The following is a 26,136-nucleotide window of genomic DNA, read 5'->3' as shown; positions in this document are numbered from 1 at the left end:
ACTTTGCGGATGTCCAACCGTCAGGATGCGGTCGCGCCAGTGCAAATTCTCCAAGGTCTACCCCCGCCCGGTGAGACGCAACCATTGCATGCGGGGGTAAACAAAATTTTAGAGACTGCTTGCAAAAACTTGGCAGCAGGAAGTTGCGATTTTCGGCTTCAGCCGACGATCTTCTGGCCGGTTTTCGCCCAATCGGCCAGGAATGCTTCCAGGCCCTTGTCGGTCAGCGGGTGCTTGACCAGGGACTTGAGCGTCGACGGCGGAATGGTGGCGACGTCGGCGCCGATCAGGGCTGCTTCCTTGACGTGGTTCACGGTGCGGATGGAGGCCGCGAGGATCTCGGTCTGGAAGCCGTAATTGTCGTAGATGGTCCGGATCTCGCCGATCAGGTCCATGCCATTGATGTGGATGTCGTCGAGGCGGCCGATGAAGGGCGAGATGAACGTGGCGCCGGCCTTGGCCGCCAGCAGTGCCTGGTTGGCCGAAAAGCACAGCGTGACATTCGTCTTCACGCCATCCGAGGAAAGCGCCTTGCAGGCCTTCAGCCCGTCGAGGGTCAGCGGGACCTTGACGCAGATGTTGTCGGCGATCTTCGTGAGGACCGCGGCTTCCTTCATCATCTCGTCGAAATCGACGGCGGTCACCTCGGCGGAGACCGGACCCTCGACGATGGAACAGATTTCCTTCGTCACTTCCATGATGTCGCGGCCGGACTTCATGACGAGGGAAGGGTTGGTGGTCACGCCATCCAGCAGGCCCAGGTCGTTGAGTTCGCGGATCTCGGCAACGTCGGCTGTGTCGACAAAAAATTTCATGGGTTGCTCCGTCAATGGCTGCGCACGGCCGCGCGCGGCCGTTTTCAGATTGGCTTCCCCTTATCGCACATTCAGGGCAAGGTCACCCACCATGACAGAAGATTCGGCCGAAAACGGGAAGGTCGCGGTGCTGGTGCCGACACCCGCCGAGACACCCTATACCTACGCCCTGCCTGCCGGCATGAACGCGCCGGCGGGGGCGATCGTGCAGGTGCCGCTCGGGCCGCGCATGGTGGCAGGCGTCGTCTGGGACCGGGGTGCCGGGGCGGTCGACCCGCGCAAGATCCGGCCCGTTTCGCAGGTCTTCGACTGTCCACCGCTGACCGCCGACATGCGCCGGTTCATCGACTGGGTGGCAGCCTGGACGCTGTCGCCGCCGGGCATGGTGGCGCGCATGGCACTGCGCGCGCCGGCCGCCTTCGAGCCCGAAGCGCCGCTGGAAGGACTGCGCCTGACCGCGATCCGCCCCGACCGGATGACGGCGGCGCGCGCGCGGGTGCTCGAACTGGCACAGGACGGCATGGCCTGGACGCGCGCAGGCCTGGCCCATGCGGCCGGCGTTTCGCCCGGCGTGGTGGACGGGCTGATGGCGCAGGGCAGTTTCGAGACGGTGCGCCTGCCGCCGCCGCCGGTGGTGCCCGCGCCCGATCCGGCCTATGGGGGCGCGGTTCTGACCGGCGAGCAGGCGGCGGCGGCGGCCGGACTTCGCGAAGGCGTGACCGCTGGGGGCTATGGCGTGACGCTGCTGGACGGCGTGACCGGTTCGGGCAAGACGGAAGTCTATTTCGAGGCGGTGGCGGCGGCGCTGGAAGCGGGCCGCCAGGTGCTCATCCTGCTTCCTGAAATCGCGCTGACGCAGGCGTTTCTCGAACGTTTCCATGACAGGTTCGGCGCACGGCCTGCCGAATGGCATTCCGACATGGCACCCAAGGCGCGCGAGAAGGTCTGGCGGCAGGTGGCCGAAGGCCGTGTGCAGGTGGTGGCGGGTGCCCGCTCGGCGCTGTTCCTGCCATTTGGAGCGCTTGGCCTGATCGTCGTCGATGAGGAGCACGACCCGGCCTACAAGCAGGAAGACCGGGTTTTCTACAATGCCCGCGACATGGCGGTGGTGCGCGGGCATATCGGCGGGTTTCCCGTGGTGCTCGCCTCGGCCACGCCATCGGTGGAAAGCCGGGTGAACGCCGAACAGGGCCGGTACCGGCGCATCGCGCTGCCGGTTCGCTATGGCGATGCCGCGCTGCCCGACCTGAAAGCGGTGGACATGCGCAAGCATGCCCCCGCACGCGGCGGGTTCCTCTCGCCGGTCCTGTTGCAGGCCATGGAGCGCACGCTGGAAGCCGGCGAGCAATCGCTGCTGTTCCTCAACCGGCGGGGCTATGCACCGCTGACGCTGTGCAGGGTCTGTGGCCACCGCTTCCAGTGCCCGGACTGTTCGAGCTGGCTTGTGGAACACCGCTTCCGCGGCCAGATCATGTGCCATCATTGCGGCTATCACGAGCCGAAGCCGGAGGCCTGTCCGGAATGCGGGACGCTGGATCATCTCGTCGCCTGCGGGCCGGGAATCGAGCGGATCGCGGAGGAAGTGGCCAGCCATTTCCCGCAGGCGCGCATCATCGTGCTTTCCTCCGATCTCCTGGGCGGGGTGAAGCGGCTTCGGCTGGAGCTGGAAGCCATTGCCGGGGGCGAGGCCGACATCGTGATCGGCACCCAGCTCGTGGCCAAGGGGCACAATTTCCCCGGGATGACGCTGGTCGGCGTGGTCGACGCGGATATCGGGCTGACCAATGGCGACCCGCGGGCCGCCGAACGCACCTTCCAGCTTCTTTCCCAGGTCACCGGCCGTGCCGGGCGAACGGGCAAGAAGAGCCTCGGCCTGATCCAGACCTACCAGCCGGACCACCCGGTCATGCGGGCCATCATTTCCGGTGACCGGGAGGCATTTTACGACCGGGAGATCGCGGAGCGCGAGAAATCGGGCCTGCCTCCGTTCGGCCGGCTGGCCGGCATCATCGTCTCCGCGCCGACCGCCGGCGAGGCCATGGGGCATGCGCGTGCCCTGCGTGCTGCCGCGCCGCAGGCGCCGGGCATCATGCTGCTGGGACCGGCGGAAGCGCCGCTGGCGCTGATACGCGGGCGCCACCGGATGCGCCTTCTGGTGCATGGCGAACGCAAGGCCGATCTCCAGGGCTTCATTCGCGCCATGCTCAAGGCCGGGCCGAAGGAGCGCGGGCAAATCCGCGTTCAGGTGGACATCGATCCGCAGAGCTTTCTGTGAGCGCGGCCACTTCGTGCGGGGACTGGCCAAACGGGCCGGTTTCTGCATTGTGGAACCGGATGCGCCGACAGAGAGGAGGCCAACGCCTTGCTGGACCGGATCAGGTCGCTCTACGAGGATGAGACGCCGGCTGCGCAGCGGTTCCGTTACGGGCTGCTCATTTTCGACATCGTCACGATCGGTTTCGTGATCGTCACCTCGTTCTTCGAACGAAGCGGCATGGTCGAGACCATCGACCTTGTCTTCGGCGTGCTGATTCTCGCCGATTTCATCGTCAGAATGCTGCTGGAGCCAAAAAAGGGGCGTTTCCTGCTGCGCCTGTCGACCTGGGCCGATGTCGCGGCGATCATTTCCTTCGTCGCGCCGATCGCCGGAGAAGGTTTCGGCTTCCTGCGTATCCTGCGCACGCTCAGACTGCTGCACACCTACCAGCTGCTCAGCCGTCTGAGGCAGGATTTCCGGTTCTTCCGGATGCACGAGGACATTGTTCTGGCCTCGGTCAATCTCGGTGTCTTCCTGTTCGTGATGACCGGGCTGATCTATGCGCTGCAGGTGGGCATCAATCCTGAAATCAACAACTATGCCGATGCGCTCTATTTCACCGTAACGACACTGACAACGACCGGTTTCGGCGACATCACGCTGACCGGTACGCCGGGGCGCATGATTTCCGTGGCTGTCATGATCTTCGGCGTGACATTGTTCCTGCGCCTTCTGCAGGTGCTGTTCCGGCCTTCCAAGGTGACGCATGAATGCAAGACATGCGGGCTCTTCCTGCATGATGCCGATGCGGTGCATTGCAAGCATTGCGGGGCGACGCTGCACATCCGCACCGAGGGACGGGTGTGATCGTTTGCCAGAGAACCGGAAGGCGCGGCGATGCCTCCGGTCAGCCGGCGTTCAGGGCTTCAGCAGCACATGGTCAATGCGCGCCAGCAGGTCCGGCATCCGCTGGCGGACCATATCGAGATCCTCAGTCTCGGATGCGAGATGAACGGCCTCTATTTCATTGGCCAGAGCCAGCCCTTCGGTCTCGCTCAACATGCCCGCCTCGCGCAGGAAGGCCGTCGCGTCTTCGAGGTAGTAGCTTTCCTCATGCACGCCGTAGGTATCGCCGCCGGCCAAGGCGATGACCATTTCGGATGAGTGGTCGCGCAATGCCTCGCGCGCTTCCGCCCCGGTCTTCGGCTTGGCGAAATCGAAATGCTCTCCGGGCTTTGACTTCACGCCGGGTCCGGAAGCCAGGGCAGGACATGCAAACAGGGTCGCCGCAATGGCAATCGCAACGGCACGAACGATGTATGACATTTCTCTCTCCAATCGATGGGGTTCAAGGCCCCAACATTGACAGTGCCCGCGGCACGGCGGCCGCGACGGCGAGAGGCATGGCACCACAGGCGTGCCGCTGCAATGGGCGGTGCCGCAGATTGGAAGTTTTCCAAACTGGAACCGCGCGGCGGTCAGGCGGCGGATTCCGTCTGGCGATGAACTCGTGCCTGCCGGCCCCACGGAACGAAGCCCCAGACCCGTTCGTGAATGAAGAACATGACGAAGCCGACAAGGGCCGCCGAAAGCGCGAAGGAGAAGGCACCGGCTATCGAGCCTGTCTGTATCCAGGCCAGAAGGCTCATGGTGACAAGGCCCAGCATTTGCCATGTGGCGGCCTTGACGACGGTTCTCAGTCTGGATTCCATTTGTACCCCCGTTGGTCTTGAACGTCCCGGGGATAGACGTTTCTTGCAGGCCACGGGAATTCTGATAATTTGCTGCAAAAATGCCGCTATGATGATAAAAGTTTTCTTTGTAGAGAAAAATCATGAACAAGGAAGAAAGAGCGCGGCTTTTCCGCGAGCGGGTATCGCTCCGGATGGCGGCCATCGGCATGACCCGTAGCGCGCTGGCGCGGGCGTGCGGCGTCGATCGCTCGACAATCGCGCAGGCGCTGGGCGGGGCCGATGACCTGCGTCTGCCCAATGCCCATCTGGCCGCCCAGTGTGCATCGGCGCTTGGTGTTTCGGCCGATTGGCTGCTCGGCCTCTCGGAGCGCAGCGAAACGGCGGCCGACCTGTTGCAGGCCAGTTTCCGTGTCGCCGATGCCCAGCACACACCATCGGATGACCAGATCCGCGAATGGCACCGCGAAGCGGCCGGGCACAAGATCCGCTATGTTCCGGCCACGCTGCCGGATATCCTGAAGACCGATGCGGTGCTGGATTTCGAATATTCCGCCTTTCTGGACAAGACGCCGGCACAGGCGACTGCGGCGGTGGAGGATCAGGCGCAATTCCTGCGCTCGCCCGGCTCGGACTATGAAATCTGCGTATCGCTGGAGATGATTCGTTCGCTGGCGCGCGGCGAGGGCTATTGGGCCGGCCTGCCGGAATGGGCGCGCCGGCGACAGATCGAAGTGATGGCAGAAAGCTGCGAGCGGCTCTATCCGTCGCTCAGGCTCTATCTCTACGACAACCGCAAGGTCTATTCCGCGCCGGTCACGGTGTTCGGGCCGTTGATCGGCGTCGTCTACATCGGAAGCCAGTATCTGGTGTTTCGCGAAAGCCGCCAGGTGCAGGCGCTGACGGCGCATTTCGACCAGCTCGTGCGCGATTGCGAGGTGGATGCCCGGTCGTCGGCCCGGATGATCGCATCCATGCTGGCATAGGCGGCCCCTTGTCCCGGCGCCGCGATGGGCTAGAGTTCGCGGGAAAGGCAACGAGGATGCAGTTTCATGGCCGTAGTGCGACGGGCCGGATCTTTGATCGCGGCAATGGCGGCAACCGGGCTGATGGCGATGCAGGCGCAGGCCCAGGCCCAGGCACAGGTCAGCGGGGATCCTGCGCCCGGAACCGCCGGACAGGCGCAAAATCCGCCGCCGGCGTCGCCGGGGCCGGCTCCTGGCGGCGGCGATCCCGTGCCGGATCCGGTACAGGACGATGCCGGCCCGGCTGAGAGTCCCGTTCTGCCGGCCCCATCCGGCGCTCCGCCCACGCTCACGGCCATCGGATTCGACCATCCCGGCGCGCATTGCCGGTTTCTCCGGGCGGAGGGAGCCGATTCCGGGGACGATGCCGGGCAATCGAAGCCGGAAGAGCAATTGACGACCTACAAGACGATCCATGCCGATCCGGCAACGCTGTTCTTCACGGAGCGCTGGTTCGACGGTTTCGGTACCTTCGAGCGGGGTTATGCCCGGATCAACGGCCTGTTGCGGGAACTCGTGCTGATCGAGCGCGCGAAGCGGACGGACGGCGAAAGGCGGCGCTATGAAACGCTGGAGAAAGCGCCGGTGTCGGTCTTTCTGGAATTCACGGTCAGCGAGCGGACGCGGATGCTGACCCTGCTCGACGGAAGCGTGCGGGTATCACGGGGCGGAAAGACGGGCGAGGCGGTTGCCGTTGCCGGCCTGTGCGGCCCGGATGCCGCCAACCGTTCGGCGAAGTAGCGGCGCCGGGCGCTTGACAGGGGCGCGGTCGCCGATTCACTTCCCCTCAGGTCGGTTCCGGTGTGAAGCAGGACGATTCGCGCAGGCATGACCAGACAAGGGAGTGCAAGACATGGAACTGGCTTTTCCGTGGCCCTACAGCCAGGGCGAATGGATGGCATTCTGGGCGGCGGCGGCGACCTGCCTGGCCGGGCTGGTGCTTCTGCTGCTTCCGCGCCTGGCTCTGGCGCTGCTTGCGCCGGGCGCGCGGCGGAACGGCGATGCGGCGGCGATGGTCCGGGCCCTGCCCGGCGGTTTCATGCTGGGGCAGGGGCTGGCATGCATCCTGCTGGCCCAGCAAATGCTCTACCTGTCGCTGGCAATGGCCTGGGGCGCGGCGGCCATCGGCGCCGTTCTGGCCTTCTTCCTGCCGGGTGCAACGCGGCTGCCGGCCATTCTGCTGCTCCTGCTCGCCGCCGTGCTTGCCGGACTCAGCGGGGCCCATGCGCTCGGATATGCCGCCTGAAGGTTGCTGCATTGCGGCCGCTTCCCCGCCGCGCTGCGGCAAGTTGATCCGAAAGCATGACTGCGCCCATGTTGCGAGTCTCCTGAGCTTGTGTTAGACGGCAAGCGCATTTTGGCGGAAACAAGGCGGCCAAGCCTTGAGATACGCCAGAAAACGTCAATATGATCAAGGGCTTGGGCAAGCCATTCGGCTGGCTCGAAGCCAGGTCTTGATCCCGCCAGAAAGAGAAACGGTCACCCGTGACACAGTCTTCCTCTCTCATTTCCGGTGTCGCCAGGCGCTATGCGGGCTCGTTGTACGAGCTGGCAGCGGAATCCGGTTCCGTCGAAGCGGTGGAAACCGGCCTCGGCCAGGTTGAAGCCCTGATCGGCGAATCGGCCGACTTCAAGCGACTGATCGAAAGCCCGGTCTTCTCCGCGGACGACCAGTTCAAGGCAATTTCCGCGATCGCGGAAAAGACCGGCATCGACGGCCTGCTGGCCAATTTCCTGAAGGTGGTGGCGCGCAACCGCCGCCTGTTTGCGCTGCCCGGCATCATCACGGCGTTTCGCGCCATCGCGGCGGAAGCGCGCGGCGAGATCGCTGCCGATGTCGTCAGCGCGCATGAGCTGAACGCGACGCAGCAGAAGGAACTTGCCGCCACCCTCAAGGATGTGGCCGGCAAGGACGTTGCCATCAATCTGACGGTTGATCCCTCCATTCTTGGCGGCCTGATCGTGAAGATCGGCTCCAGGCAGATCGATACGTCGCTCAAAACGAAACTCACTTCGATGAAGCTTGCACTGAAAGAGGTCGGCTGATGGATATCCGCGCCGCGGAAATTTCCGCAATCCTGAAAGATCAGATCAAGAATTTCGGCAAGGAGGCTGAGGTCTCCGAAGTCGGCCAGGTTCTGTCCGTCGGTGACGGCATCGCCCGTGTCTACGGTCTCGACAACGTCCAGGCGGGCGAAATGGTCGAGTTTCCCGGCGGCATCCAGGGCATGGCCCTGAACCTCGAAAGCGACAATGTCGGCGTCGTCATCTTCGGCTCCGACCGCGACATCAAGGAAGGCGACACGGTCAAGCGCACGGGCGCCATCGTGGACGTTCCGGTCGGTCCGGAGCTTCTCGGCCGCGTCGTTGACGCGCTGGGCAACCCGATCGACGGCAAGGGCCCGATCAAGGCCAAGGAGCGCCGCCAGGTGGACGTCAAGGCACCGGGCATCATCCCGCGCAAGTCGGTGCATGAGCCGATGTCGACCGGCCTGAAGGCCATCGACGCGCTGATCCCGGTCGGCCGCGGCCAGCGCGAGCTGGTCATCGGCGACCGCCAGACCGGCAAGACCGCCATCATCCTGGACACGTTCCTCAACCAGAAGCCGATCCACGACAACGGTCCGGAGAAGGACAAGCTGTTCTGCGTCTATGTCGCGGTCGGCCAGAAGCGCTCCACCGTCGCCCAGTTCGTGAAGGTCCTGGAAGACCGCGGTGCGCTGGAATATTCCGTCGTGATCGCTGCGACTGCCTCCGATCCGGCGCCGATGCAGTTCCTCGCCCCGTTTGCCGGCTGCGCCATCGGCGAATATTTCCGCGACAACGGCATGCACGCCCTGATCGGCTACGACGACCTTTCCAAGCAGGCCGTCGCCTACCGCCAGATGTCGCTGCTGCTGCGCCGTCCGCCCGGCCGCGAAGCCTATCCGGGTGACGTTTTCTACCTGCACTCCCGCCTGCTGGAGCGCGCCGCCAAGCTGAACGAGGACAACGGGGCTGGCTCCCTGACCGCGCTGCCGGTCATCGAGACGCAGGGCAACGACGTTTCGGCCTTCATTCCGACCAACGTGATCTCGATCACCGACGGCCAGATCTTCCTTGAGACGGATCTCTTCTTCCAGGGTATCCGCCCGGCGGTGAACGTCGGCCTGTCGGTGTCGCGCGTGGGCTCCTCTGCCCAGATCAAGGCGATGAAGCAGGTGGCCGGGTCGATCAAGGGCGAGCTGGCGCAGTATCGCGAGATGGCGGCCTTTGCCCAGTTCGGCTCCGACCTCGACGCCGCTACCCAGCGCCTGCTGAACCGCGGTGCCCGTCTGACCGAGTTGCTCAAGCAGCCGCAGTTCTCGCCGCTCAAGACCGAAGAGCAGGTCGCGGTGATCTATGCGGGCGTCAAGGGCTATCTCGATAAGCTGGCGGTCAACCAGGTCGGCAAGTTCGAACAGGGTCTGCTCGCCCACATGCGTGGCGAAGGCAAGGATGTGCTGGAAGCCATCCGCACCGAGAAGGCGCTGACGCCCGAGATCGAGGAAAAGCTGAAGGCACAGCTCGACGCCTACGCCAAGAGCTTTGCCTGATAGCTGAACGGGAACCGACATGGCCTCTTTGAAAGACCTCCGCGTCCGCATTGCATCTGTCAAGGCGACGCAGAAGATCACCAAGGCGATGCAGATGGTCGCCGCCGCGAAACTGCGCCGGGCGCAGGAATCGGCGGAGGCCGCCCGTCCCTATTCGCAGCGGATGGGCGCAGTGCTTGCCAATATCGCATCCGTGGTCGGCGACGGGGCGGATGCGCCGCGCCTGATGACGGGAACGGGCAGGGACGAGACGCATCTGCTCGTCGTCTGCACCGGCGAACGCGGCCTTTGCGGCGGCTTCAACACGCAGATCGTGCGTCTTGCGCGTGAACGCATCCGCAAGCTTCTCGCGGACGGCAAGCAGGTGAAAATCCTGTGCGTTGGCAAGAAGGGCTATGATCAGCTTCGCCGCGATCATGCGAACCTGATCATCGACCGCGTCGATCTGCGCGAAGTGCGCAATATCGGCTTCGTCAATGCCGATGCCATCGGCAAGAAGATCATCGCGCTGTTCGACGACAACCAGTTCGATGTCTGCACCCTGTTCTATTCGGAATTCCAGTCGGTGATCAGCCAGGTGCCGACCGCCCAGCAGATCATCCCGGCCCAGGCGGGTGGGGAGACGGCGGCCGCGGATACGGCCGGGGCGACCTACGAATACGAACCGGATGCCGGAACGATCCTGGAGACGCTGATCCCGCGCAACATCTCCGTCCAGATCTTCCGCGCATTGCTGGAAAATCAGGCCTCCTTCTACGGCGCGCAGATGTCCGCCATGGACAATGCGACGCGAAATGCCGGTGAGATGATCGACAAGCTGACGCTTTCCTACAACCGTCAGCGCCAGGCGCAGATCACCAAGGAACTCATTGAAATCATTTCGGGCGCCGAAGCGCTCTGAGGTTAGAAAAGGTAAGGATCGATGGCTAAAGCAGCGACCCCCAAAACCGCAGCGGCCAAGAAGGCTGCAGCGTCCAAGGAGGCCGGTGGGACCGGCAAGATCACACAGGTTATCGGCGCCGTTGTCGACGTGTCCTTCGCCGACCACCTTCCGCCGATCCTGAACGCGCTGGAAACCAACAACAACGGCAACCGCCTCGTTCTCGAAGTCGCGCAGCATCTGGGCGAGAACACCGTGCGCTGCATCGCCATGGACGCCACGGAAGGCCTGGTCCGCGGTCAGCTCGTATCCGATACCGGGGCGCCGATCTCGGTGCCCGTCGGCCCTGAAACCCTCGGCCGCATCATGAACGTGATCGGCGAGCCGGTCGATGAGGCCGGTCCGCTGGAAACCAAGTCGACGCGCGCCATTCACCAGGAAGCCCCGGCCTATGTGGAACAGTCCACCGAGGCGGAAATCCTGGTCACGGGCATCAAGGTCGTCGACCTGCTGGCACCCTATGCCAAGGGCGGCAAGATCGGCCTGTTCGGCGGCGCCGGCGTGGGCAAGACGGTTCTGATCATGGAACTGATCAACAACGTCGCCAAGGCGCACGGCGGTTACTCGGTTTTCGCCGGTGTGGGTGAGCGTACCCGCGAAGGCAATGACCTCTATCACGAGATGATCGAATCGGGCGTGAACAAGCTCGGCGGTGGCGAGGGCTCCAAGGCCGCGCTCGTCTACGGCCAGATGAACGAGCCGCCCGGTGCGCGCGCCCGTGTCGCCCTGTCGGGCCTGACGGTGGCCGAGCATTTCCGTGACGAAGGCCAGGACGTGCTGTTCTTCGTGGACAACATCTTCCGCTTCACGCAGGCCGGTTCGGAAGTGTCGGCGCTGCTCGGCCGCATTCCCTCTGCCGTGGGATACCAGCCGACGCTGGCGACCGACATGGGCGCCATGCAGGAGCGCATCACCACGACAACCAAGGGCTCGATTACCTCGGTGCAGGCCATTTACGTGCCCGCCGACGACCTGACCGACCCGGCGCCTGCAACCTCGTTCGCCCACCTGGACGCCACGACGGTTCTGTCACGTTCGATTGCCGAAAAGGGCATCTATCCGGCCGTGGATCCGCTGGACTCCACCTCGCGCATGCTGGACCCGATGATCGTCGGCGAAGAGCATTACGAAGTGGCCCGCCAGGTTCAGTCGATCCTGCAGCGCTACAAGTCGCTCCAGGACATCATCGCCATTCTCGGCATGGACGAACTGTCGGAAGAGGACAAGCTGACGGTGGCGCGCGCGCGCAAGATCGAGCGCTTCCTGTCGCAGCCGTTCTTCGTGGCCGAAGTGTTCACCGGCTCGCCGGGCAAGCTCGTTGACCTCGAAGACACGATCAAGGGCTTCAAGGGTCTGTGCGCCGGCGACTACGATCACCTTCCCGAGCCGGCCTTCTACATGGTCGGGTCCATCGAGGAAGCGGTCGAGAAGGCCCAGAAGATGGCTGCGGAAGCGGCCTGATCAAAGCGAATCGGGAACAGGGAGTAGCGAGCAGGGATAGTCTAGGCAGTCACGCTGTCCGCTATTCGCTGTTCGCTGGATGAACATGGCCCAATCCTTCAAGTTCGAACTGGTGTCGCCCGAAAAGCTGCTTGTCTCGGAAGACGTCGCATCTGTCGTGATCCCCGGCGTTGACGGCGAGATGACCATCATGGCCAGTCACGCGCCGCTGATGACCTCGATCCGGCCGGGTGTCGTGACGGTGAATACGGCAGGCGGCAAGGCAGACCAGTATGTGATTTTCGGCGGGTTCGCCGATGTCATGCCGGAGAGCTGCACAGTGCTTGCCGAGGCGTCGGTGCATGTCGACAATATCGACAAGGCGGATATCGAGCGCCGGATCGCGGAAGCGCGTGAAGACCTCGCCGACGCGCAGGATGACGACAACCGTCAGCGCGCCCAGGAATTCCTGGACCAGCTGACGACGCTTCAAGGTGCCATTCTGCCGGCCTGATGCCAGGCAGGAATGTCGCGCAGTTTCAAACGGGCCCTGCGGGGCCCGTTTTCTGTTTGCGGCATGCGTCTCCTGGTGGCGCGGCTTCTTCAGTCCGCCAAGGCGCGGATCACGGCGGCGCGGGCATGGAGAGCGGTCGTGTCATAGACAGGCAAGGCCGAATTGCCGTCATTCACGATCATGGTGATTTCGGTGCAGCCGAGGATCGCTGCCTCCGCGCCCCGTGATTTCAACCGTTCGATGATTTCACCGAAACGGGCCGCCGAGCGGTCGGCGACGATGCCGCGGCAAAGCTCATCGTAGATGATCCGATGGATGTCGGCACGGTCGCCGGGCGCGGGAATCAGAACGTCCAAACCGAAGTCATTTTCGAGCCGCGCGCGGTAGAAATCCTGTTCCATCGTGAAGCGCGTTCCGAGAAGGGCAACGCGGTGGACGCCGTCCGTTTTCAGGGCGGTTCCGGTCGGATCCGCGATATGCAGGAGATCGAGCCCGGACGCGGCGCCGATCCTGTCGGCGACCTTGTGCATCGTGTTGGTTGCCAGTACGACAAAATCTGCGCCGCCGGCCTTCAGGCCGCGCGCAGCGGTGGCCAGGATGTCGGCCGTCCCCTCCCAGTCACCTTTGTGCTGGCGTTGCTCGATGTCATGGAAATCGACCGAATGAAGAAGAAGGCGCGCGGAATGAAGGCCGCCACGCAATCGCCTGACTTCCTCGTTCATCAGGCGGTAGTAAAGGGCGGTCGATTCCCAGCTCATGCCGCCAAGCAAACCGATCAGTTTCATGCCGGCGTTGCCGCCAGGTGCGAAAAGACGGCCACAACCTCGTCATAGACCTTGCGCTTGAAGGGAACGATCAGGTCCGGCAATTCGGCCATGGGCTTCCATGACCAGGCGTCGAATTCCGCCTGATGGCCGCCCGGTGGCGGATTGATCCGGATTTCGCTTTCATCGCCTTCGAAACGGAACGCGAACCAGCGCTGTTTCTGGCCGCGATACTTGCCCTTGAGCGCGATGCCGACGAGTTCTGGAGGCAGGTCATAATGGATCCAGTCCGGAGCCTCCATGACCAGCGAGGCGGTGCGGATGCCGGTTTCCTCATAGAGTTCCCGCCAGGCCGCCTCCAGGGGCGTTTCACCCTTGTCGATACCGCCCTGTGGCATTTGCCAGAGGTGCGTTGCGCCGGCCATTTCGCCGTCATCGGCCGCGATGCGGCGTCCGGCCCAGACCAGCCCGTCGCCGTTCAGCACCATGACGCCGACGCATGGCCTGTACGGCAGGTCGTCAGACTTGATCTTTTTCTTTCCCATGCGTCCCGCCCCTCCGTCTCCTGTCTCTACATGCGCGGATCTGTTGCGAGTGCGGATACCGGCACGATTTCCACGCCTCTTTTCCTGGCTTCCGCGACCCATGCCGCCACGGCTGCGACCGTGACGTCGAAAGCCGATCCGATGCCGATCGCCGACCCGCTGGCGCGAGCGGTCGCTTCCAGTTCATCCAGCTTCTTCACTATGGCTGCCCGGTCCTGAACCTGATCGATGATCGTGTCGGCGGTGGCGAAGGGCATCTTGCCGCCCCTGGCCATCGAGGGTGCCAACGAACGGGCATAGGTGCCGTCATCGAGAAACATCAGGCCGCGCGCGGCCAAATCCGCCATGACCGGCTGCATGGCGTTGGCATCGGACATGAACCGCGCGCCCATATAGTTCATGACGCCGACATAATTCGTCGTTCGGCCGAGCGTCCAGTACAGTTTGGACAGGTTCTGCTCCGGCTGCGCATCCACCGTCAGGGTGTTGCGACCGGGATTGACCCGGGGATAATCGAAAGGTTCCAAAGGAAGCTGGAGCAGGACTTCATGGGCCTTGCGCCGGCCTTCCTGCATCCATCGGTTCAGGCTGTTGCCCTGGGGGGAAAAGGCAAGTGTCACGCCTCCGGGAAGTTTCTGGATGGCCTCCTGTGTCCCGGTTTGCGAAAGCCCCAGCCCACCAATGACGATCGCAACCCTGGCGCCGCGGGTTCCCGACCAGGATCCCGCATAGACATCGAAGGGTCGGCGGCCATCCGGCCCGGTGACCGGCAACGGGCCGTGTTCGGACTGCTCGATCAGCGCCCTGTCCGGCAGGTGGGCGGTCCGGCCGTCCTGTTTCAGTTCCGACGGATCGCGGATGATGATGACGCTGCCGGATTCGCTCGCTTTGGTGCCGGATGCCGCCTTGCCCGCGTCATCGGGCGGGACCTTGATGACGGCGGGCCCCTCACCTTTCGCTGCCGCCACCGGCATGGTCTCAGGCTCGCGGGCCGTTGTCGGCTGGTTCGTGGCCGGTTCGGGAATGGCCGAGATCTCCGGCTGGACCTCGCGGAACGGATCGCTGGACAAGGCAATCCAGCCTGCCGGCAAGCCCACCAGGATGAGAGCGGCCGCAGCGCCGAGGACGCCCCTTGGAAGCCCCAGGCCAGACTTGCGGGGGCGCCCTTCCAGCCCGAGAGGCCGGTCGATTTCCCGCTGGCGCCTGTCGTGCCCGCTATCGGTCATGTCTCGTCCGGCTCGCATTGCCCGCCGGGAAGACCGGCCGTGTCACCCTGTAGAAAGCGAAGCGCCGCCGCGTGCGGCGGCACTCCTGATGTCTTAATCGGCCTGCTGAAGCACGACGGCCTTGTCCGGGCTCGGCGGGAAGGCGGGATTTGTCGTCTCGCCCCGCAGCAGCTTCAAGGCCGCCTGAAGCTGCAGGTCGTCCTTGGCTTCCGGCGGAACATAGGCGATGGAGCCTGAACCTTCCTCGTTTTCCTCATCACCCTTGATGTGCCCGCGAAGTTCCGATTCACCGCGCGTCAGGTCGCGGCCCTTCAGTTCGTCGGGCAGGGGCTGGGCAACCTCGATATCCGGGTTGATGCCGGCCCCCTGGATGGACTTGCCGGAGGGCGTGTAATAGAGCGCCGTGGTCAGGCGCAGGGCACCGTTCTCCTGCAGCGGAATGATGGTCTGCACCGAACCCTTGCCGAAGGAACGCGTGCCGAGCACCGTGGCGCGGCGGTGATCCTGAAGCGCGCCTGCGACGATTTCCGAGGCACTGGCCGATCCGCCATTGATCAGGACGATCACCGGCTTTCCATTGGTCAGATCGCCGGCGCGTGCGGTGTAGAGATCGATGTTGCGCTCCTCGCGGCCCTTGGTGCGGACGATCTCGCCCTTGTCAAGGAAGGCATCGGAGACGGCCACGGCCTGATCCAGCAGCCCGCCCGGATTGAGGCGCAGGTCCAGCACATAGCCCTTCAGCTTGTCGTCCGGCAATTCCTTCTTGATCCGCGTGATCGCGTCCTGAAGATCGCCGAACGTCTTCTCGGTGAAGGACGTGATCTTGAGATAGCCGACATCCTCCTCGATGCGATCCTTGACGGCCTTCACCTTGATGACGTCACGAACGATCTTGATCTTGAGCGGCTTGTCGGCGCCCTCGCGCAGGATGGTCAACTCGATGGGCGTGTTGACTTCGCCGCGCATCCGGTCGACCGCATCGGCCAGCGACAGGCCACGCACTTCCTCACCATCGATCTCGGCGATCAGATCGCCCGCCAGGACGCCCGCGCGCATGGCCGGGGTGTCGTCGATGGGCGTGATGACCTTGACCAGTTCATTCTCCATCGTGACCTCGATACCGAGACCGCCGAATTCGCCCTTGGTCTGGACGCGCATGTCCTTGGCGTCATCCGCATTCAGGTAGGAGGAATGCGGGTCGAGCGAGGTGAGCATGCCGTTGATCGCGGATTCGACGAGCTTCTTCTCATCGGGCGGCGTGACATACTGGCCGCGTACGCGCTCGAAGATGTCTCCGAAAATGGCCAGTTGGCGATAGGTCTCGGACCCGGCGGCATTGGCCGGCGCCCAGGGCCCGCCCTGAATCGACACCATGGCCGCCGCGCCCACGAGCGCGCCCGTACCAAGCAGTGCAAACTTACGAATCATTCCTCGTCCTTCCGGCTACCTTGTCCGACCACCATTGTGCCGGATCAACGGGTTTCCTGTCCTTCCGAATCTCAACATAGAGCTCCGGCTGTCCGTTTTCATCACCCGTAGCGACAACAGCCGCCACCCGTCTTTCCCCCATGGCGCCAACCGGCTCGCCTGCCGCCACTTTCTGGCCCTGGACCACATTGAGCCTGCCCATGCCTGCCATTACGACATGATATCCGGCGCCGGCATCCAGGATCAAGAGTTGGCCATAAGAACGAAAGGCACCGGCAAAGAGAACCGTACCATCCGCCAGCGATGTGACGATAGCGCCCGATTGTGTTTGAATGGTGTCGCCGGTCCGGTGGAGGCCATCCGGCGAGACCTCGCCGAAATGGTCCCGTAGCTGCCCGGAGACGGGCAGGAGAAGGCGCTTCTTCATGGCATCGAAGGGCAGGCCGGTCACCAGCCTGTTTTCTTCCGGCACCGGGCTTTCCTGCCGGCGCAGACGCTCCAGTTCCTCGCTGCGGGCCAGGGCTTCCTGCTCGGCCTTGTGTGCCGCCTCGCTTGCCTCGCGGGCCGTGGCGATCTCGGCGTCGAGCGAGGCGATGAGTTCCTGCAAGGAGGTGGCGCGTGCGGCCAGTTCCTCGGCGCGGGCCGTCTCGGCGGCAATGCGCGCCTCGGTCTCCTCACGCAACCGCTTCTTTTCCGCAAGCAGGGCGTCCAGGCGCTCGCGCTCGGCCACCTGGCGGCGAACGGCGCCTTCAAGCTGTTGGCGTTCACGCATGATGGCCGCCGTGACGCGTTGCAGCTCCTCGAGATCTGCAACGAGGATCGCCGTCTGGCTGCGCAGTTCCGGCACGACGGCTCCAAGCAGAATGGCGCTGCGGACCGAGCCAAGGGCATCCTCCGGCCTGACCAGAATGGCCGGCGGGGGATTGAGCCCCATGCGCTGCAAGGCGGCGAGTACTTCCGCCAGGATGCCGCGCCGGCTGGCCAGTGACCGGCGAACCGCCTCCTGCCGGGCATGCAGATCGGTGATGCGGCCGGCGATGGCGTCGATGTCCTCGGCGAGCTTGCGTTCCTCCCCTGCCGAACGGATCAGCGCGGCGGTGATCGCGGTGGCGTCCTTTTCCAGTGATTCGATTTCCGCGACCAGCGCCGCCTTGCGATCCTGCGCGGCCGCCATCTCGGCGGCGATCCGTTCATAGGCCGCCCGGGTTTCGCCCTGTCGCGATTCCAGCGCTGCCGGATCGGGGGCGGCCGCATCCTGGGCGCTGGCGGGACAGGACGCCAGAAGGCCAAGCGCCAATGCGCCGGCAAGCAGGGCCGGGCAGCGGGCGCAGGTGGCAAGCTTCCATCGCGGTTTCATGGCACCAGCCTAACGGAGCACGGCAAAGGAATCATTAACCAAAGACACGCGACGGCCTGTGCATCAGGCCCGGTGATAGGGATGGCCGGAAAGGATCGTGCAGGCGCGATAGAGCTGTTCGGCCAGCAGGATGCGCGCGATCTGGTGGGGCCATGTCATCCGGCCGAAAGACAGGAGCATGCCGGCTTTCCCGCGCAAGGCCGGGTCGTGTCCGTCAGGCCCGCCAATGGCCAGGACGAGATCGCGCGGACCCTCATCGCGCAGGCTTGCCAGCCGCTCAGCGAAATCGGCGGACGTGACGGACTTTCCGGTTTCATCGAGCAACACAAGGAAAGCGCCATCGGCAGCCATTCGCAGGAGCGGTTCGGCTTCTTCCGCCTTGCGCCGCGCCCCATCGGGCGCCCGGCTCTCGGCCATTTCCTTCACACCGGCAAAATCCAGTCCGAGCGGAGATCCGGCCTTGGCGAAGCGCTCGAAATAGCGCGCCGACAAATCCCGCTCGGGGCCGGCCTTCATCCGGCCCACGGCATGAACGACGATCCGCATGCTTGCTCCCTGTCCATGACCCCGCAGGGTTCAGTGCAGGGTGCCGTCCTCCAGGTCCGGAGCCTGCCACATCTTCTCGATGTTGTAGAACTCGCGGACTTCAGGCCGGAAGACATGGACGATAACGTCGCCCGAATCAATCAACACCCAGTCGGCGCTGGCCAGACCCTCGACGCGGGCATTGCCATGGCCGGCCTCCTTGAGGGCCCGGATCAGGTGATCCGCCACGGCGGCAACATGACGATGCGAGCGCCCGGAGGCCACGATCATGTAGTCCGCAAGACTGGACTTGCCCTGAATGTCAATGGAAACAATATCTTCGGCCTTGGAATTCTCAAGCGATTCAAGGGCCGTCTGAAGGGCTGCTTCGGCGCCGGAGCTCCGGCCGGCCTCAGCCCGGGAAGACAATTCGTCTGCCTTCACTACAGTTGCTGTTCTCAGTGTCTTTCCTTTCATCATGAGAGCAACGCCGCACGCCGTGTCCAGCGTACGCTTGAAAGGTGGCAGCAAAGCCTTGCATTTTCAAGACACGGCGGATCGACTGTTTTCACGTTTGCTAACGCGTCTGCGACTCCTGCCCCGCCTTCGCGCGCAACTCGGTCGATGAGAGCGAGGAGCGCGGGCCGTGAATGAAGGTCCAGGCCGGCGGATCGAGAAAGGCCAGACGCGGGGCATCGGCTTCATCGATGCGCGCGTGCGCGAAGGTCTTCGCCATGCGCGATGAAAGGAACGCCAGCGTATCGCCAGGGCGATCGATCACGGCGATGGGGAAGGTACGGACGATCTGCCGCCACCGCTGCCAGCGGTGAAAGGAGCGCAGGTTGTCCGCGCCCATGATCCAGACAAAGCGCACGCCGGGCCGGCGCGCCTTGACCAGTGCCAGCGTATCGGCCGTGAAGCGCACCCGGTATGCGGCCTCGAAGGCCGTGATCTTCACCTTCGGGGAAGGCTTGACCGCCTCGGAAGCGGCGACGCGCCGGGCCAGCGGCGCCAGGTTGGAATTGTCCTTGAGCGGGTTGCCCGGCGTGACGATCCACCAGAGCTGGTCGAGCGCCAGCCGGCGCAGGGCGATCTCGGCAACCAGCGCGTGACCGCCATGGGGCGGATTGAAAGAGCCGCCGAACAGGCCGACCCGCAAGCCGGGCGCGGTTGCGGGCATGCGCAGATAGTGCCGGGCTACGCTCTCGGCCTCCTCCATCAGGGGCGGGTCTGACCGGTGCCGCGCACCCGGTACTTGAACGAGGTGAGCTGTTCGACGCCGACGGGTCCGCGCGCATGCATCTTGCCCGTTGCGATGCCGATCTCGGCACCCATGCCGAATTCACCGCCATCGGCGAACTGGGTGGAGGCGTTGTGAAGCAGGATGGCGCTGTCGATCTCGTTGAAGAAGCGCGCGACGGCCTCATCGTCCTCGGCGATGATCGCTTCGGTGTGATGCGACGAATAGCGGTTGATGTGCCCGATGGCGCCGGACACGCCATCGACGACGGCCACGGAAATGATGGCGTCGAGATATTCGGTCGACCAGTCCTCGGCCGCCGCTTCCTTCGCATCGTCCCAAAGGGCCATGACGGTGTCGTCGCCACGGATTTCGCAACCCTTTTCCGCAAGGGCCTGCAGGATCGGCGGCAGGTGGGTGGCAGCGCAGGCGCGGTCCACCAGCAGCGTTTCCGCCGCGCCGCAAATGCCGGTGCGGCGCATCTTGGCATTGGTCACGATGGCCACGGCCATGGCCGGATCGGCGGACTTGTCCACGTAGACATGGCAGATGCCTTCCAGGTGGGCGAAGACCGGCACCCGGGCATCCGCCTGAACGCGGGCGACGAGGCTCTTGCCGCCGCGCGGGACAATGACGTCCACATTGCCGTCCAGTCCTGTCAGCAATTCGCCGACGGCGGCGCGGTCGGTCACCGGAACCCGCTGGATGGCATCGGCTGGCAGGCCTGCCGCCTCCAGCCCCTCGGCGAGGCAGGCGTGGATGGCCGCCGATGAATGCGCCGAGTCCGAGCCGCCGCGCAGGATGACGGCATTGCCGGCCTTCAGGCAGAGCGCGCCGGCATCGGCGGTCACGTTGGGCCGGCTTTCATAGATGACGCCGATGACGCCGAGCGGCGTGCGCACCCGTTCGATGTGCAGACCGTTGGGCCGGTCCCATTCGGCGATGATCTCGCCCACGGGATCCTTGAGTTCCGCGATGGCGCGGATGCCGCCGGCCATGGCGCGCACGCGGTCCCCGTCGAGTTTCAGGCGATCCAGCATCGCCGGCGAGAGGCCGGCCGCCACGCCGTTTTCCATGTCGCGTGCATTGGCGGCCAGGATCGTGTCCATGCCCGTCTCGATGGCATCGGCCATGGCCATCAGCGCGGCATGCTTGGCCTGCGGGCTGGCGATGGCAAGCGGGGCGGCGGCGGCGCGGGCGCGCCTTCCCATGTCTGCCATGAGGGCGTGAACGTCTGTCTTGCCGGTGCTGTCGGTGGTCAGCATGTCGGGTCTCCCTGTCGCAGGGTCAATACATGGTCCGGTGGCGGCGGGCAATCGCCGGTTCATCACGGGACCGGCGCGGTCACCACCAGGTCGTCGCGGTGTATCATGGCGGAGCGGGCCTGATAGCCCAGAACCTGCTCGATCTCGGCGCTCTTGCGGCCGGCAATGCGCATCGCGTCGGCGGCATCATAGGCGATGAGGCCGCGCGCCACCTCCGTGCCATCGGCGGTGAGCACGGCCACGGTATCGCCGCGGGCGAAATTGCCCGTCACCGCGCGCACCCCGGCGGCGAGCAGCGAACGGCCTTCATGCAGGGCTTTCAGGGCGCCGTCATCGATGAGAAGCCGTCCGGCCGGTTCCAGTTGCCCGGCGATCCAGCTCTTGTAGCCGGAGACGGGATTGCCGGCCGGTTCGAAGCGGGTGAAGCGGGCGCCACCCTCGATGGCGCCCAACGGGTGATTGACCTCACCGGACGCGATGATCATGGCGGTTCCGGCCGTCGTGGCGATCTTGCCGGCATCGAGCTTGGTGCGCATGCCCCCGCGCGACAGTTCCGAGGCGGCGGCGCCGGCCATGGCCTCGATTTCCGGCGTGATGCGCGCGACCAGCGGGATATGCCGTGCAGCGGGATCGAGGGCGGGCGGCGCGGTGTAAAGCCCGTCAATATCGGAGAGCAGGATCAGCAGGTCGCTCGACATCATCGTGGCGACGCGGGCGGCCAGCCGGTCATTGTCGCCGTAGCGGATTTCCGTGGTCGCCACCGTGTCGTTCTCGTTGACGACCGGCACGGCACCGAGCTTGAGCAATGTGCCGATGGTGGCGCGGGCATTGAGATAGCGCCGCCGCTCTTCCGTGTCGCCCAGCGTGACGAGAACCTGCCCGGCCGTGATGGCATGGCGGGCGAGTTCCTCCGACCAGGCCTGGGCCAGCGCGATCTGGCCTGCCGCCGCCGCCGCCTGGCTTTCCTCCAGCTTCAACTGCCTTCGCCCGAGGCCCAGAATGGTGCGGCCAAGGGCAATGGCGCCCGAGGACACGACCACAACATCGGCGCCACCCGCCTTCAGCCGGGCGATATCGGCGACGAGCGCGGCCAGCCAGCCGCGTTTCAGCCCTGTCTTGCGGTCGACCAGCAGGGCAGAGCCGATCTTGACCGTGATGCGCCTGTATGCGGAGAGCATGGCCATGGTTCCGGTTTCACTTCTGCCAGCGCTCGTCGGGTTCTTCGGGCGTATCGGCGCTTCGTGCGGCTTCGATGATTTCCATCAGGGCGCGTTGCACGGCCTCCATGCCTTCACCGGTGGCCGCCGAGATGAGCATGGGCGCACGCCCGCAAGCCTCACCCAGCGCCGCCAGCTTTTCGGCGCGGGCCTCCGCGTCGAGGAGGTCGGCCTGCGAAAGGGCGACGATCTCCGCCTTGCCCGTCAGGCCATGGCCATAGGCCTCGAGTTCGTGGCGGACCGTGCGATAGGCCGCCGCCACATCCTCTTCGCGCCCGGAGACGAGGTGCAGCAGCACGCGGGTGCGCTCGACATGGCCGAGAAAGCGGTCGCCGATGCCGGTGCCTTCATGCGCGCCCTCGATGAGGCCGGGAATGTCGGCGATGACGAATTCGCGCGCATCGATGCGGGCCACGCCCAGGTTGGGATGCAGCGTGGTGAAGGGATAGTCGGCGATCTTCGGCTTGGCGCGGGTTACCGCGGCCAGAAAGGTGGACTTGCCTGCATTCGGCAGGCCGACGAGCCCGGCATCCGCAATCAGCTTCAGGCGCAGCCAGATGGTGCGCTCTTCGCCGGGCAGGCCGGGATTTGCACGGCGCGGGGCCTGGTTGGTGGACGACTTGAAATGCATGTTGCCGAAGCCGCCATTGCCGCCCTTGGCGATGCGGAAACGCTGGCCGGTTTCGGTCAGATCGCAGACCAGGGTCTCGTTGTCCTCCTCGAAGACCTGGGTTCCGGCCGGCACTTTCAGCACCACATCCGCACCCTTGGCGCCGGTCTTGTGGCGGCCCATGCCATGCATGCCGGTCTTCGCCTTGAAATGCTGCTGATAACGGTAGTCGATGAGCGTGTTCAGCCCGTCGACAGCCTCGATCCAGACGTCGCCGCCGCGCCCGCCATCGCCGCCATCCGGACCGCCGAACTCGATGTATTTTTCGCGACGGAAGGAGACGGAGCCTGCGCCGCCGTCGCCCGAACGGATGTAGACCTTTGCCTGGTCAAGAAATTTCATGGGACTGTCGCACTGTTCGGTGAATGATTGGCGAAATTCTGAAACGTTGCTCTAACGCATGTGGCGACGAATCGCGAGACATATCAGGCAAATCCTCCCGGAAGGTGAAAACATGGCGTTTTCGTGTGTGAGCTACAACATCCAGTACGGCATCGGCATGGACGGGCGGTACGACCTGGAGCGCATCGGGCAGGAGGTGAAGGGCGCGGACGTCATCGCGCTGCAGGAGGTCAGCCGCAACAACCCGCAGAACGGCGGTGCCGACATGGTGGCCGGGCTCTGTGAGCTGTTTCCCGACTATTTCTGTGCCTTCGGCGCGCCCTTCCAGATCGACATGGGCAGCGGCATGGAGAATGGGCGCGCCGTCAGCCGCTTCTTCGAATTCGGCAACATGATCCTGTCGCGCACGCCGATCATCGCCACGCGCAATTTCCTGCTTCCGCGCAGCCGGTCGGTCAGCGTGCTCAACCTGCAGCGCGGCGCCCTGGAGGCGATCGTTGATACGCCCGCAGGGCATGTCCGCTTCCATTCGGTTCATCTCGATCACACAAGTGCAGCCGAACGGCTGGCCCAGATCCGCTGGCTGATGCGCACGGCGCTGGAGCATCGCCTCGATGGCGGCGCGGCGACGGGCCTTGCTGTCAACGGCTTTCCGGAATTGCCGCTGCCGGAGGATTTCGTGCTGATGGGCGACTTCAACATGGACCCGGAATCGCCGGAATACGTCGCTCTCGCAGGTCCGCTGGACGCCGAATACGGCCGGCAGGTCAACGCGCGGTTCGCCTGCGACGTCTCGGTGACGACGGACGGAGCGGCGAGCTGGTTCGACCCGGCCGGCAAATTGCAGCCGCGCCGGCTCGACTATTGTTTCGCCAGTGCCGGCATCGCACACCGCTTCGGCAATGCGCGTGTCGATTCGACCGCCACAGGGTCCGACCACCGGCCGGTCTGGGTGGAGATGGCCTGAACGATCCGGTCTCATGACCGGGCCGTCCAGCTTTTCAGGCCGATCCAGGTGGCGCGGTCGAGGCGATAGCGCTCGACATTGATGCGGCCGGCGGCCTGCGAGGTCTTCATGCCGTGGCCGGCGAACTGGAAGCCGCACTTGTGCAAAACCCGGCGCGAGGCGCTGTTGGTGACACGGCAGGAGGCTTCCATCCGCTCGATGGCGGTACAGCGGAACGCCGTGTCCACCAGGGCATGGGCGGTTTCGGTTGCGTAGCCCTTGCCCCAGAAGGGCTGGCCAAACCAATAGCCGATTTCCAGCGCGCCGTCGGCGGGCTCGAGGCCGGCGCAGCCGATGAAGCGGCCGTTGGCGGCCAGGGTGACCGCGTAGATGCAGCCGCTCCGGCGCCGCGAAGCATGGTCGAGAAAGTTCCCGGCATCCGCTTCGCCATAGGGATGCGGCATGCGGGTGAGCATCATCGCGATGCGCGGATTGTTGGCCAGCCGGGCGAGATCGGACGCATCCGTCTCATGCGGCTTGCGCAGCACCAGGCGATCGGTGACCAGCACCGGGCAATCGATGCGCAACGAACTGTCTTCTTCAGTCTCCTTGATATCCTCGACCATGGGTTCCTCCGTCAGGCCAAAAGAAAAAGGGGAGATGGCGGCCCATCTCCCCTGATCCATTTGCTGCCTTGCCAGACACCGGAACCCGAGGTGGGCCGCCGGTGTTTGGTGCGGAACCGGCTTACTCCGCTGCGTCGGCCATCGGCACGACGGATACATAGGTTCGACCGTTGGCTTTCCGGGCGAAAGACACGGCACCTTCGGTCACGGCAAAAATGGTGTGATCCTTGCCCATGCCGACATTGTTGCCCGGATGCCACTTGGTTCCGCGCTGACGAATGATGATGTTGCCCGGGACGACCTTCTCGCCGCCGAACTTCTTCACGCCAAGACGGCGGCCAATGGAATCGCGACCGTTACGGGACGAACCGCCTGCTTTCTTGTGTGCCATTTCAAGTCTCCTTCGCGCCGCTGGGGCGCCTTTCGTTCCTTATGGGCGTTCATGCGCCCGAATTCAAGCTTCAGCCGGTGGCGATTTACTTCGCCATTTCCCGCGCCTGTTCGCGCCAGTCCTTGATCTGGTCGGCGGAGAAGGGCATCGCCTCGTCGATCTTCACGATGTCTTCATCGGAAAGCGCGGCAACCTGGGCAAACTGCGTGATGCCCTGTTCGGCGAGCTGGCGCTTGGCGACCGGGCCGATGCCCTTGATCTTCGTGAGATCGTCGGCATCGCCTTCCGGCGCGGTGAAGAGCGGCGCGGCGGCGGCGGCCGGAGCGGCCTCGGCTGCCTTTTCCTTCTTCGGGGCAGCGGCCTTGGAGGGCTTGGCGCCACCGGTCAGGATTTCGGAAATGCGCACGGTGGTCAGCAATTGGCGATGGCCGCGCTTGCGGCGCGAATTCTGGCGGCGGCGCTTCTTGAAGGAAATCACCTTGGGGCCGCGGTTCTGCTCGAGGATCTCGGCGGCCACGGAGGCGCCGTCCACGAAGGGCGCGCCGATGGAGGCGTCAGCGCCTTCGCCGACCATGAGAACATCGCCGAGCGTCACGATATCGCCGGCGTCTCCGGCAACGCGCTCGATCTGGATCACGTCTTCGGCGGCAACGCGGTACTGCTTGCCACCCGTCTTGATGACTGCGAACATCTTTCTTCCTTTCAGTGTCCGTCCGGATCTGAACCGCCCGTCGGCCGGCCCGCCCGTCTTTTTGTCAGTCTTGGACCGGATGAAACCCGGTCTGCCGGCCGTTCCGATTTCGCGGCCAACCGGCGCGGCCGGCGGGCGATGCATGTTCGGAAAGGCCAAAACAATCGAGCGGCATGGTTGGCCCACACCGCCGGATCGGCGTGCGGATACTCTTTCGGGGCGAGCGAGTCAATGCTCCGGCCCGATGCGACGGAAGGAAAAGCGAGCCGGGCGGCAAATTAGCCCTTGTAACCCGCCCTGCCTGCCGCTATTGAAGCGCCCGCGCCGGTATCCGGTGTCAACCACGAGCGGAGAGGTGGCTGAGTGGTTGAAAGCACCGCACTCGAAATGCGGCATAGGGGCAACTCTATCGGGGGTTCGAATCCCCCCCTCTCCGCCACAATGCATTAAATTTCAATGACTTAGTAACGCTTTTCTGGTCGTGCCATAATCCTTGGCCTAATCAGCATCTTGCAGGAACCCTGCTGAGTCATCCCGGTTTGATAGCCTGATACGGCTCACGCTGCGCGGCGCAGTATGAGGATTCGGCCACCATCGCTTGATATGATATCGCCCAGACGAATAAGTGCCCGCTGTATAAACGCCA

28 protein-coding genes and 1 tRNA gene are annotated in these 26,136 nt (G+C 64.5%); 12 read left to right on the top strand and 17 right to left on the bottom strand.

All coding sequences use genetic code 11. The annotated features are described in order from the left end of the window. Positions 1-158 precede the first annotated feature (158 nt). A complete protein-coding gene (gene fsa / locus R3D65_RS17765; RefSeq protein WP_371276618.1) occupies positions 159-815 on the bottom strand; it encodes a fructose-6-phosphate aldolase in 657 nt (218 codons plus the stop codon). Between the two features lie 91 nt (positions 816-906). On the opposite strand from fsa, the gene R3D65_RS17760 reads away from it, so the two are divergent. After that, on the top strand, positions 907-3,090 hold the full coding sequence (locus R3D65_RS17760; RefSeq protein ID WP_371276617.1) for a primosomal protein N': 2,184 nt from the start codon (positions 907-909) through the stop codon (positions 3,088-3,090). Between the two features lie 87 nt (positions 3,091-3,177). Further along, complete coding sequence (locus R3D65_RS17755) at positions 3,178-3,939, top strand: ion transporter (protein ID WP_371276616.1); 762 nt, start codon at positions 3,178-3,180, stop codon at positions 3,937-3,939. A 51-nt stretch (positions 3,940-3,990) separates the two neighbouring features. Here the strand turns inward: R3D65_RS17755 and R3D65_RS17750 are convergent, their stop codons facing one another. After that, complete coding sequence (locus tag R3D65_RS17750; protein ID WP_371276615.1) at positions 3,991-4,398, bottom strand: DUF6746 family protein; 408 nt, start codon at positions 4,396-4,398, stop codon at positions 3,991-3,993. 152 nt (positions 4,399-4,550) lie between these two features. After that, positions 4,551-4,784: a DUF2061 domain-containing protein gene (locus R3D65_RS17745; RefSeq protein WP_371276614.1), complete on the bottom strand. Its 234-nt coding sequence runs from the start codon at positions 4,782-4,784 to the stop codon at positions 4,551-4,553. A gap of 122 nt (positions 4,785-4,906) precedes the next feature. Here R3D65_RS17745 and R3D65_RS17740 point away from each other — a divergent pair, with 122 nt between their 5' ends. The 8 genes from R3D65_RS17740 (at position 4,907) to R3D65_RS17705 (ending at position 12,257) form a co-directional block, all read left to right on the top strand. Then, positions 4,907-5,749: a helix-turn-helix domain-containing protein gene (locus R3D65_RS17740; protein WP_371276613.1), complete on the top strand. Its 843-nt coding sequence runs from the start codon at positions 4,907-4,909 to the stop codon at positions 5,747-5,749. Between the two features lie 66 nt (positions 5,750-5,815). Next, positions 5,816-6,529, top strand: coding sequence for a hypothetical protein (locus tag R3D65_RS17735; protein ID WP_371276612.1), 714 nt, complete (start codon positions 5,816-5,818; stop codon positions 6,527-6,529). A 112-nt stretch (positions 6,530-6,641) separates the two neighbouring features. Then, positions 6,642-7,034, top strand: coding sequence for a DUF4345 domain-containing protein (locus R3D65_RS17730; RefSeq protein ID WP_371276611.1), 393 nt, complete (start codon positions 6,642-6,644; stop codon positions 7,032-7,034). Positions 7,035-7,273: 239 nt separating this feature from the next. Further along, positions 7,274-7,834, top strand: a complete 561-nt coding sequence (locus R3D65_RS17725; RefSeq protein WP_371276610.1) for a F0F1 ATP synthase subunit delta — start codon at positions 7,274-7,276, stop codon at positions 7,832-7,834. After that, positions 7,834-9,363, top strand: coding sequence for a F0F1 ATP synthase subunit alpha (gene atpA / locus R3D65_RS17720; RefSeq protein ID WP_371276609.1), 1,530 nt, complete (start codon positions 7,834-7,836; stop codon positions 9,361-9,363). Before R3D65_RS17725 ends, atpA begins: the two co-directional genes overlap by 1 nt. A 19-nt stretch (positions 9,364-9,382) precedes the next feature. Next, positions 9,383-10,264, top strand: coding sequence for a F0F1 ATP synthase subunit gamma (locus R3D65_RS17715; RefSeq protein WP_371276608.1), 882 nt, complete (start codon positions 9,383-9,385; stop codon positions 10,262-10,264). Positions 10,265-10,285: 21 nt separating this feature from the next. Next, on the top strand, positions 10,286-11,764 hold the full coding sequence (atpD, locus tag R3D65_RS17710; protein ID WP_371276607.1) for a F0F1 ATP synthase subunit beta: 1,479 nt from the start codon (positions 10,286-10,288) through the stop codon (positions 11,762-11,764). An 85-nt stretch (positions 11,765-11,849) separates the two neighbouring features. After that, complete coding sequence (locus R3D65_RS17705; protein ID WP_371276606.1) at positions 11,850-12,257, top strand: F0F1 ATP synthase subunit epsilon; 408 nt, start codon at positions 11,850-11,852, stop codon at positions 12,255-12,257. A gap of 89 nt (positions 12,258-12,346) precedes the next feature. Here R3D65_RS17705 and R3D65_RS17700 read toward each other — a convergent pair whose 3' ends face one another. From R3D65_RS17700 to obgE, 11 genes are all read right to left on the bottom strand, one after another. Further along, the gene (locus tag R3D65_RS17700; protein ID WP_371276605.1) at positions 12,347-13,042 is read right to left on the bottom strand and encodes an aspartate/glutamate racemase family protein; all 696 of its coding nucleotides are present in this window, start codon (positions 13,040-13,042) and stop codon (positions 12,347-12,349) included. Next, positions 13,039-13,566 carry an RNA pyrophosphohydrolase gene (locus R3D65_RS17695; RefSeq protein WP_371276604.1) on the bottom strand — a complete coding sequence of 176 codons (528 nt, stop codon included), beginning with the start codon at positions 13,564-13,566 and terminating at the stop codon, positions 13,039-13,041. Before R3D65_RS17695 ends, R3D65_RS17700 begins: the two co-directional genes overlap by 4 nt. A gap of 26 nt (positions 13,567-13,592) precedes the next feature. After that, entirely contained in the window at positions 13,593-14,792 is a 1,200-nt protein-coding gene (locus tag R3D65_RS17690) for a divergent polysaccharide deacetylase family protein (protein ID WP_371276603.1), read from the bottom strand. Between the two features lie 93 nt (positions 14,793-14,885). After that, positions 14,886-16,220, bottom strand: a complete 1,335-nt coding sequence (locus R3D65_RS17685) for a S41 family peptidase (RefSeq protein ID WP_371276602.1) — start codon at positions 16,218-16,220, stop codon at positions 14,886-14,888. After that, positions 16,210-17,577: a murein hydrolase activator EnvC gene (locus R3D65_RS17680; RefSeq protein ID WP_371276601.1), complete on the bottom strand. Its 1,368-nt coding sequence runs from the start codon at positions 17,575-17,577 to the stop codon at positions 16,210-16,212. The genes R3D65_RS17685 and R3D65_RS17680 overlap by 11 nt, the downstream gene beginning before the upstream one ends. Positions 17,578-17,640: 63 nt before the next feature. Beyond that, positions 17,641-18,123 carry a 23S rRNA (pseudouridine(1915)-N(3))-methyltransferase RlmH gene (gene rlmH, locus R3D65_RS17675; protein ID WP_371276600.1) on the bottom strand — a complete coding sequence of 161 codons (483 nt, stop codon included), beginning with the start codon at positions 18,121-18,123 and terminating at the stop codon, positions 17,641-17,643. A 30-nt stretch (positions 18,124-18,153) separates the two neighbouring features. Beyond that, complete coding sequence (gene rsfS, locus R3D65_RS17670; RefSeq protein ID WP_371276833.1) at positions 18,154-18,630, bottom strand: ribosome silencing factor; 477 nt, start codon at positions 18,628-18,630, stop codon at positions 18,154-18,156. A 49-nt stretch (positions 18,631-18,679) separates the two neighbouring features. Next, positions 18,680-19,321: a nicotinate-nucleotide adenylyltransferase gene (locus R3D65_RS17665; RefSeq protein WP_371276599.1), complete on the bottom strand. Its 642-nt coding sequence runs from the start codon at positions 19,319-19,321 to the stop codon at positions 18,680-18,682. Further along, positions 19,321-20,670: a glutamate-5-semialdehyde dehydrogenase gene (locus R3D65_RS17660; RefSeq protein WP_371276598.1), complete on the bottom strand. Its 1,350-nt coding sequence runs from the start codon at positions 20,668-20,670 to the stop codon at positions 19,321-19,323. The genes R3D65_RS17665 and R3D65_RS17660 overlap by 1 nt, the downstream gene beginning before the upstream one ends. Next, complete coding sequence (proB, locus tag R3D65_RS17655; RefSeq protein WP_371276597.1) at positions 20,670-21,791, bottom strand: glutamate 5-kinase; 1,122 nt, start codon at positions 21,789-21,791, stop codon at positions 20,670-20,672. Before proB ends, R3D65_RS17660 begins: the two co-directional genes overlap by 1 nt. A 10-nt stretch (positions 21,792-21,801) precedes the next feature. Next, entirely contained in the window at positions 21,802-22,836 is a 1,035-nt protein-coding gene (gene obgE, locus R3D65_RS17650; RefSeq protein WP_371276596.1) for a GTPase ObgE, read from the bottom strand. Positions 22,837-22,948: 112 nt separating this feature from the next. On the opposite strand from obgE, the gene R3D65_RS17645 reads away from it, so the two are divergent. Continuing rightward, positions 22,949-23,803: an endonuclease/exonuclease/phosphatase family protein gene (locus tag R3D65_RS17645; protein WP_371276595.1), complete on the top strand. Its 855-nt coding sequence runs from the start codon at positions 22,949-22,951 to the stop codon at positions 23,801-23,803. An 11-nt stretch (positions 23,804-23,814) separates the two neighbouring features. On the opposite strand, the gene R3D65_RS17640 is transcribed toward R3D65_RS17645, so the two are convergent. From R3D65_RS17640 to R3D65_RS17630, 3 genes are all read right to left on the bottom strand, one after another. Beyond that, positions 23,815-24,408, bottom strand: coding sequence for a GNAT family N-acetyltransferase (locus tag R3D65_RS17640; protein WP_371276594.1), 594 nt, complete (start codon positions 24,406-24,408; stop codon positions 23,815-23,817). A 121-nt stretch (positions 24,409-24,529) separates the two neighbouring features. After that, on the bottom strand, positions 24,530-24,799 hold the full coding sequence (gene rpmA / locus R3D65_RS17635) for a 50S ribosomal protein L27 (RefSeq protein ID WP_371276593.1): 270 nt from the start codon (positions 24,797-24,799) through the stop codon (positions 24,530-24,532). Between the two features lie 85 nt (positions 24,800-24,884). Beyond that, positions 24,885-25,490 carry a 50S ribosomal protein L21 gene (locus R3D65_RS17630; protein WP_371276592.1) on the bottom strand — a complete coding sequence of 202 codons (606 nt, stop codon included), beginning with the start codon at positions 25,488-25,490 and terminating at the stop codon, positions 24,885-24,887. A 349-nt stretch (positions 25,491-25,839) separates the two neighbouring features. Here R3D65_RS17630 and R3D65_RS17625 point away from each other — a divergent pair. Next, a tRNA-Ser gene (locus R3D65_RS17625) sits at positions 25,840-25,929 on the top strand. Positions 25,930-26,136: the final 207 nt, after the last annotated feature.

The organism is Zhengella sp. (genome assembly GCF_041397485.1).
Lineage (GTDB): Bacteria > Pseudomonadota > Alphaproteobacteria > Rhizobiales > Rhizobiaceae > Zhengella.
Note: the sequence above shows the minus strand (reverse complement) of the source record. Positions and strands in the feature narration are given on the sequence as shown.

What these genes read in the sequence shown, in the direction of transcription:
- fsa (WP_371276618.1), bottom strand. Translation starts at nt 815, where the DNA reads ATGAAATTTTTTGTCGACACAGCCGACGTTGCCGAGATCCGCGAACTC.
- R3D65_RS17760 (WP_371276617.1), top strand. Translation starts at nt 907, where the DNA reads ATGACAGAAGATTCGGCCGAAAACGGGAAGGTCGCGGTGCTGGTGCCG.
- R3D65_RS17750 (WP_371276615.1), bottom strand. Translation starts at nt 4,398, where the DNA reads ATGTCATACATCGTTCGTGCCGTTGCGATTGCCATTGCGGCGACCCTG.
- R3D65_RS17745 (WP_371276614.1), bottom strand. Translation starts at nt 4,784, where the DNA reads ATGGAATCCAGACTGAGAACCGTCGTCAAGGCCGCCACATGGCAAATG.
- R3D65_RS17740 (WP_371276613.1), top strand. Translation starts at nt 4,907, where the DNA reads ATGAACAAGGAAGAAAGAGCGCGGCTTTTCCGCGAGCGGGTATCGCTC.
- R3D65_RS17735 (WP_371276612.1), top strand. Translation starts at nt 5,816, where the DNA reads ATGGCCGTAGTGCGACGGGCCGGATCTTTGATCGCGGCAATGGCGGCA.
- R3D65_RS17730 (WP_371276611.1), top strand. Translation starts at nt 6,642, where the DNA reads ATGGAACTGGCTTTTCCGTGGCCCTACAGCCAGGGCGAATGGATGGCA.
- atpA (WP_371276609.1), top strand. Translation starts at nt 7,834, where the DNA reads ATGGATATCCGCGCCGCGGAAATTTCCGCAATCCTGAAAGATCAGATC.
- R3D65_RS17715 (WP_371276608.1), top strand. Translation starts at nt 9,383, where the DNA reads ATGGCCTCTTTGAAAGACCTCCGCGTCCGCATTGCATCTGTCAAGGCG.
- atpD (WP_371276607.1), top strand. Translation starts at nt 10,286, where the DNA reads ATGGCTAAAGCAGCGACCCCCAAAACCGCAGCGGCCAAGAAGGCTGCA.
- R3D65_RS17705 (WP_371276606.1), top strand. Translation starts at nt 11,850, where the DNA reads ATGGCCCAATCCTTCAAGTTCGAACTGGTGTCGCCCGAAAAGCTGCTT.
- R3D65_RS17700 (WP_371276605.1), bottom strand. Translation starts at nt 13,042, where the DNA reads ATGAAACTGATCGGTTTGCTTGGCGGCATGAGCTGGGAATCGACCGCC.
- R3D65_RS17695 (WP_371276604.1), bottom strand. Translation starts at nt 13,566, where the DNA reads ATGGGAAAGAAAAAGATCAAGTCTGACGACCTGCCGTACAGGCCATGC.
- R3D65_RS17690 (WP_371276603.1), bottom strand. Translation starts at nt 14,792, where the DNA reads ATGACCGATAGCGGGCACGACAGGCGCCAGCGGGAAATCGACCGGCCT.
- R3D65_RS17685 (WP_371276602.1), bottom strand. Translation starts at nt 16,220, where the DNA reads ATGATTCGTAAGTTTGCACTGCTTGGTACGGGCGCGCTCGTGGGCGCG.
- R3D65_RS17680 (WP_371276601.1), bottom strand. Translation starts at nt 17,577, where the DNA reads ATGAAACCGCGATGGAAGCTTGCCACCTGCGCCCGCTGCCCGGCCCTG.
- rlmH (WP_371276600.1), bottom strand. Translation starts at nt 18,123, where the DNA reads ATGCGGATCGTCGTTCATGCCGTGGGCCGGATGAAGGCCGGCCCCGAG.
- R3D65_RS17665 (WP_371276599.1), bottom strand. Translation starts at nt 19,321, where the DNA reads ATGGAGGAGGCCGAGAGCGTAGCCCGGCACTATCTGCGCATGCCCGCA.
- R3D65_RS17660 (WP_371276598.1), bottom strand. Translation starts at nt 20,670, where the DNA reads ATGAACCGGCGATTGCCCGCCGCCACCGGACCATGTATTGACCCTGCG.
- proB (WP_371276597.1), bottom strand. Translation starts at nt 21,791, where the DNA reads ATGGCCATGCTCTCCGCATACAGGCGCATCACGGTCAAGATCGGCTCT.
- obgE (WP_371276596.1), bottom strand. Translation starts at nt 22,836, where the DNA reads ATGAAATTTCTTGACCAGGCAAAGGTCTACATCCGTTCGGGCGACGGC.
- R3D65_RS17645 (WP_371276595.1), top strand. Translation starts at nt 22,949, where the DNA reads ATGGCGTTTTCGTGTGTGAGCTACAACATCCAGTACGGCATCGGCATG.
- R3D65_RS17640 (WP_371276594.1), bottom strand. Translation starts at nt 24,408, where the DNA reads ATGGTCGAGGATATCAAGGAGACTGAAGAAGACAGTTCGTTGCGCATC.
- rpmA (WP_371276593.1), bottom strand. Translation starts at nt 24,799, where the DNA reads ATGGCACACAAGAAAGCAGGCGGTTCGTCCCGTAACGGTCGCGATTCC.
- R3D65_RS17630 (WP_371276592.1), bottom strand. Translation starts at nt 25,490, where the DNA reads ATGTTCGCAGTCATCAAGACGGGTGGCAAGCAGTACCGCGTTGCCGCC.